This is a genomic window from Saccharopolyspora sp. NFXS83, from assembly GCF_026241095.1.
In the GTDB taxonomy this organism is placed as follows: domain Bacteria; phylum Actinomycetota; class Actinomycetes; order Mycobacteriales; family Pseudonocardiaceae; genus Saccharopolyspora_C.
Genome location: NZ_JAPFGB010000017.1, coordinates 135,120 through 141,119 on the forward strand (window position 1 = coordinate 135,120; position 6,000 = coordinate 141,119).

4 protein-coding genes are annotated in these 6,000 nt (G+C 71.5%); 2 read left to right on the forward strand and 2 right to left on the reverse strand.

Annotated elements, in window-relative coordinates; translation table 11 throughout:
* Positions 1–15: 15 nt before the first annotated feature.
* Together tal and tkt are read right to left on the reverse strand one after the other, a co-directional pair.
* Complete coding sequence (gene tal, locus OOZ19_RS19590) at positions 16–1,116, reverse strand: transaldolase (RefSeq protein ID WP_266091571.1); 1,101 nt, start codon at positions 1,114–1,116, stop codon at positions 16–18.
* 14 nt (positions 1,117–1,130) lie between these two features.
* A complete protein-coding gene (tkt, locus tag OOZ19_RS19595; protein WP_266091572.1) occupies positions 1,131–3,230 on the reverse strand; it encodes a transketolase in 2,100 nt (699 codons plus the stop codon).
* A gap of 643 nt (positions 3,231–3,873) precedes the next feature.
* Here tkt and OOZ19_RS19600 point away from each other — a divergent pair.
* Positions 3,874–4,818, forward strand: coding sequence for a heme o synthase (locus OOZ19_RS19600; RefSeq protein ID WP_266091573.1), 945 nt, complete (start codon positions 3,874–3,876; stop codon positions 4,816–4,818).
* A gap of 96 nt (positions 4,819–4,914) precedes the next feature.
* Positions 4,915–5,907 carry a DUF2157 domain-containing protein gene (locus OOZ19_RS19605; RefSeq protein WP_266091574.1) on the forward strand — a complete coding sequence of 331 codons (993 nt, stop codon included), beginning with the start codon at positions 4,915–4,917 and terminating at the stop codon, positions 5,905–5,907.
* The last annotated feature ends 93 nt before the right edge of the window (positions 5,908–6,000 follow it).

Genomic DNA, 6,000 nt, shown 5'->3' on the forward strand with positions numbered 1-6,000 from the left:
CGGTGGAACAGCCGGTTACTTGGCCTGGTCGAGCTGCTCGCGCACAGTGTCGAGCAGTTCCTCCCAGGATTTCTCGAACTTCTCGACGCCTTCGCGCTCCAGCACCGCGAACACGTCGTCGAGGTCGATGCCCGCCGCGGTCAGCGAGTCGAACACCTGCTGCGAGGCGTCCTTGGTGCCGCTGACCTGGTCACCGTCCACCTGAGCGTGGTCGGCGGTGGCGAACAGCGTCGCCTCCGGCATGGTGTTGACCGTGTTCGGCGCCACCAGCTGATCGACGTAGCGGGTGTCGGAGTACGACGGGTCCTTCACGCCGGTCGAGGCCCACAGCGCGCGCTGCGGCTTCGCGCCGGAGGCGGCCAGCGCCTGGAACCGGTCGGAGCCGAAGACCTCCTCGTAAGCCGCGTAGGCCAGCCGGGCGTTGGCGATGGCCGCCTTGCCCTGCAGGTCCTGGCCGCCCTCGATGCCCTCCAGCCGCTTGTCGATCTCGCTGTCCACGCGGGACACGAAGAACGACGCGACCGAGGCGATGGTGCTCAGCTCGTGGCCGTTGGCCTTGGCCTCCTCCAGACCGGCCAGGTACGCGTCCATCACGTCCCGGTAGCGGTCCACGGAGAAGATCAGCGTCACGTTCACGCTGACGCCCTCGGCCAGCACCCGGGTGATCGCGGGCAGGCCCTCGACCGTCGCCGGGATCTTGACCATCAGGTTCGGCCGGTCCACGGCCTTCCACAGCTCGAGCGCCTCGGCGACCGTGCGGTCGGTGTCGTGCGCCAGCCGCGGGTCCACCTCCAGCGAGACCCGGCCGTCGTCGCCCGCCTCGTAGACGTTGCGGAAGACGTCGGCGGCGTCGCGCACGTCCTTGGTGGTCAGCTCGCGGACGGTGTCGTCCACGCTGGCGCCGCGGGCGGCGAGCTCGCGCACCTGGTCGTTGTAGTCGGCCGCGTTCGACAGCGCCTTCGCGAAGATCGTGGGGTTGCTGGTGACTCCCACGACCGCGTAGTCGTTGATCAGCTCGGTCAGGTTGCCGGACGTGATCCGCTGGCGGGACAGGTCGTCCAGCCAGATCGCCACGCCCGCCTGGCTGAGCGCGGTGAGGTTCTGGTTGTTCGTCACTGGAATACCTCCACTCACGCGTGGGAGCGCGCGTTCTCCAGGCTTCGCCGGGCGGCGTCGACGACCGCCTCGGTGGTGAAGCCGAACTTCTCGAACAGGGTCTTGTAGTCCGCCGAGGCGCCGAAGTGCTCGATCGAGACGTTCTCGCCGAGGTCACCGGTGAACCGGTGCCAGGACTGGGCGATCCCGGCCTCGACCGAGACGCGGGCGCGCACCGACGGGGGCAGCACCTGCTGGCGGTAGGCCTTGTCCTGCCGGTCGAACCACTCGACGCACGGCATCGACACCACACGAGTGGCAACGCCGTCGGCCTCCAGGATCTTCCTGGCCTCGACGGCCAGCTGGACCTCGGAACCCGTGGCGATGATCACCAGCTCCGGGGTGCCGGAGGAGGCCTCGGCCAGCACGTAGCCGCCCTTGGCGACGCCCTCGGCGTCGGTGCCCTCCAGCGTCGGCACGCCCTGGCGGGTCAGCGCCAGACCGGCGGGGGCGCTGGTGTCCTCCAGCACGGCCTTCCACGCGAACGAGGTCTCGTTCGCGTCCGCCGGGCGCACCACGGACAGGCCGGGGATGGCGCGCAACGAGGACAGCTGCTCGATCGGCTGGTGCGTCGGGCCGTCCTCGCCCAAGCCGACCGAGTCGTGCGTCCACACGTAGATCGTCGGGGCCTTCATCAGCGCCGCGAGCCGCACCGCGGGACGCATGTAGTCGCTGAAGATCAGGAAGGTGCCGCCGTAGGGGCGGGTGCCGCCGTGCAGCGCGATGCCGTTGAGGATCGAGCCCATGGCGTGCTCGCGGACGCCGAAGTGCAGCGTCCGGCCGTACGGCTGGGCGTTCCACGAGTTGGTGGAGATGTGCGCGGGGCCGAACGAGTCGACGCCCTTCATCGTGGTGTTGTTGCTCTCCGCCAGGTCGGCGGAACCGCCCCACAGCTCCGGCAGCACGTCGGCCAGCGCGGCCAGCACCTCACCGGAGGCCTTGCGGGTGGCGACGCCCTTGCCGTCGGCCTCCCACGTCGGCAGCTTCTCGTGCCAACCGGCGGGCAGCTCGCGGACGCGGATGCGGTCCAGCAGCGCCTTGCGCTCCGGGTTCGCCGCGGCCCACGCGTCGAAGCCCTGCTGCCACTCGGCGTGCGCGGCCTGGCCGCGGTCGACGACCTTGCGGGCGTGCGCGAGGACCTCGTCGGAGACCTCGAACGTCTTGTCCGGGTCGAAGCCCAGCGCGTTCTTGATGCCGGTGATCTCGTCGCCGCCCAGCGCGGCGCCGTGCGCCTTGCCGGTGTTCATCTTCGTCGGCGCCGGGAAACCGATCACGGTGCGCAGCACGATCAGCGTCGGCTGGTCCGGCTTGCCCTTGGCCGCGTCCAGCGCGTCCAGCAGGCTGGCCACGTCCTCGCCGCCGTCGACGGTCACCACGTGCCAGCCGTAGGCCTCGTAGCGCTTCGCGGTGTCCTCGGACAGCGCGATCTTGGTGTCGTCCTCGATGGAGATCTCGTTCGCGTCGTAGATCACCGTGAGGTTGCCCAGCTGCTGGGTGCCCGCCAGCGACGACGCCTCGGAGGTCACGCCCTCCTCGATGTCACCGTCGGAGGCGATCACGTAGATCTGGTGGTCGAACAGGCTCTCGCCCGGTGCCGACTCCGGATCCAGCAGGCCGCGCTCGCGGCGGGCGGCGATGGCCATGCCGACGCCGTTGGCCAGGCCCTGGCCCAGCGGGCCGGTGGTGGTCTCGACGCCGGGCGTGTGCCAGTACTCCGGGTGACCGGGGGTCTTGGAGTCCCAGGTGCGCAGCGCCTTGATGTCGTCCAGCTCCAGCCCGTACCCGGACAGGAACAGCTGGAGGTACAGCGTCAGGCTGGAGTGGCCCGCGGACAGCACGAAGCGGTCCCGGCCGATCCAGTCGGCGTCGGTGGGGTCGTGCCGCATGACGCGCTGGAACAGCGCGTAGGCGGCGGGGGCCAGGCTCATGGCGGTGCCTGGGTGCCCGCTGCCGCATTTCTCGACCGCGTCGGCGGCCAGCACCCGGACCGTGTCCACGGCGCGCTGGTCCAACTCGGTCCAGTCTGCGGGCAGTCGCTTGGTGGTCAAGCGGGCAAGATCGTCGGTGACGGACACGGACGCAGCTCCAAGTTTCAATCGAAGCGGTCCTTCGCGGCTCCGGCGCGTCGCCCGCTGACCCGGACCGATTCGGACCGCAGTTATCCCTCGTCCAGCGGGCAGCCTAGCCGTGACCCCGTAGGCACGCGGCGGCCCGCCTGAATTGATGCGGTCCCCCACCGGAGTGAGAGGATCGCGGGTCGGCCGACCATCGTGGGCGGTGACCCCTCGCCGTTCGCCGGATCGCCGTCCGCGCGGCTCACCGGCGCCGGCTCCGCGCTCGTTGCCGAGCCCCCGGCAAGCGCCCCGTGCGGTGCGCGGGAGCGGAGCCGTGCGCTGCGGTTCTCGCCGCGCTAACGGCGAACCCCGACCGGGACGACGCGGCGCCGATGACCAACGTTTGCCCGCGCTGCGCGTCCGACGGCCCACCTCACGGTACCGGCGCGGCGCGCCGCTCGGGCGAGGGCGGGACCCTGCGGGGGCCGTGGGGCGTAGCGCGCCTACTATTCAGGACGGTCGGCCGCCGTCGTTCCGGCCGGTCACCCGAGCTGACTAGGAGTCCCATGCCTTCGGTGCGCTTCGCTTTGGGCGGACACCCCGGCGCGGCCTCGGCCGCGCTCCCCGGCGGCACGGCGCTCGGGGTGGCGTGCGGAGCGGCCTCGTGACCAGCACCGACACCGCCGCGGCCGAGCCCCGGCAGCACGCGTCCCGCCCTGGTGACCTGCTCAAGGCATACCTCGGGCTGCTCAAACCGCGCGTCATCGAACTGCTGCTGGTCACCACCATCCCGGCGATGCTGCTGGCCGAACGCGGCATCCCCTCGCCCTGGCTGGTGCTGTCCACGCTGATCGGCGGCACCATGGCCGCGGGCAGCGCCAACGCGCTCAACTGCGTGGCCGACGCCGACATCGACCAAGTCATGCAGCGCACCCGCGCCCGGCCGCTGGTCCGCCACACCGTCTCGAACCGGCACGCGCTGATCTTCGGCATCGTGCTGGGCCTGGGATCGTTCGGCTTCCTCTGGGCCACCACGAACCTGCTGGCCGCGGTGCTCGCCGTCGCCACGATCCTGTTCTACGTCCTGATCTACACCCTGGTGCTCAAGCGCCGCACCGCGCAGAACATCGTCTGGGGCGGCGCCGCGGGCTGCATGCCGGTCGTGATCGGCTGGGCCGGGGTGACCGGCCGGGTGGACTGGCCCGCGCTGGTCATGTTCGGGATCATCTTCTTCTGGACGCCGCCGCACACCTGGGCGCTGGCGGTGAAGTACAAGGCCGACTACGAGCGCGCGGGCGTGCCGATGCTGCCCGTCGTGGCCGAACCGTCCTACGTGTCCCGGCAGATCGTCGCCTACAGCTGGCTGATGGTGCTGTGGACGTTGCTGCTGGCCCCGGCGACGGGATGGCTCTACGCGGTGTTCGCCGTGGCCTCCGGCGCCTGGTTCCTGTGGCTGGCGCACCGGCTGCACTCCGCGACCAAGCGCGGTGAGCCCACCAAGCCGATGCGGCTGTTCCACATGTCCAACACGTACCTGATGATCGTGTGCGTGGCGCTCGCGGTGGACTCCGCGCTCGGCCTGCCGGTCCTGGGCTGGCCCTGGCCGTGACAACCCGGCGCCGCCCCGGTGCCGTCCCCGAAGTGCGAGTGCACCCGACCGTGCTGTGAGACGGTCGGGTGAAGATCACCGACGGAGGGATGGACGATGAGCGCGGAACTGCCCCCGCGGCAGCGGCGGGCGTTGGAACGCCTCGTGGAACGCGGCACGCTCACCGCTGAGCAGAGCGAAGCGGTGACAGCGGAGCTGTCGGCCGAAGCCGCGCCGCAGCGCCCCGGTGGTCTCTGGGAAGTGCTCGGGTACGCCGGCGGAGCCCTGGTGCTGGGCGGCGCGTCCCTGCTGCTCGGCATGTCCTGGGAGGACCTCTCCCAGGCCGCCCGGGTGGGGCTGCTGGCGGCGGCCACCGCGCTGCTCGTCGCGGCCGGGATCTTCATCGCCGGTTCGCCGCGCGGCGTGCGCGAGCTCGCGGCGGCCGAGCCGTCCCGGCGCAGCCGCGTCGTGGCCGTGCTGTTCGCGCTCGCGTCCGGGACGACGGCCATGGCGGTCGGCTCCGGGCTCGACCACCTCGGATCGCTGGACGTGGCGATGGTGGCCACCGGCGCGGGGCTGCTGGTGGCGGCCGTCGCCTGCGCGGCGCTGCCCACGGTGCCCGGACTGCTCGCCACCGGCGGTTTCGCGTACGGGTTCGCGCTGTCGCTGCCCGGCGAGTGGATCGGCGGCGAGCGGATCCCCGAGATGGTGCTGCTGATCGCGCTCGGCGCGGCCTGGGCGGCGCTGAGCGCGGGCGGATTCCTCGAACGTCCCGCGCGGGACCGCGCGGGACGGATCCGGCGCGAAGTGGGCTTCGGGATCGGCGCGGCCACCGCGCTATCCGGCGCGCAGTGGACCGTCGTCGGACACCAGTCGTGGAGCTACGCCACGACCTTCGTGCTGGCCGTGGTGTGCTTCGCGGCGTTCCTGCGGCTGCGCTCCACCGTCCTGCTCGTGTTCGGCGTGATCGGCGTGACGGTCGCCGTCCCCGAAGCGCTCTACCACTGGACCGGAGGAGCCCTGGGCGGCCCGCTCATCGTGCTGCTCGTGGGCGCGGTCTTGCTGGCCGCCGGCGGCTTCGGCCTACGCTTGCGCAACCGGCTTGGTTGATCTTCGACGGCTCTTGTTGCTTTGGTGGTCGGGTGGCGGAACCTCAGCGGCTTCCTCGCTGCGGGATCTTTTTCCCGAGTGGCTCCGCCACGA

Coding starts and splice junctions, on each gene's coding strand:
- OOZ19_RS19605 (WP_266091574.1), top strand. CDS start 4,915: ATGAGCGCGGAACTGCCCCCGCGGCAGCGGCGGGCGTTGGAACGCCTC.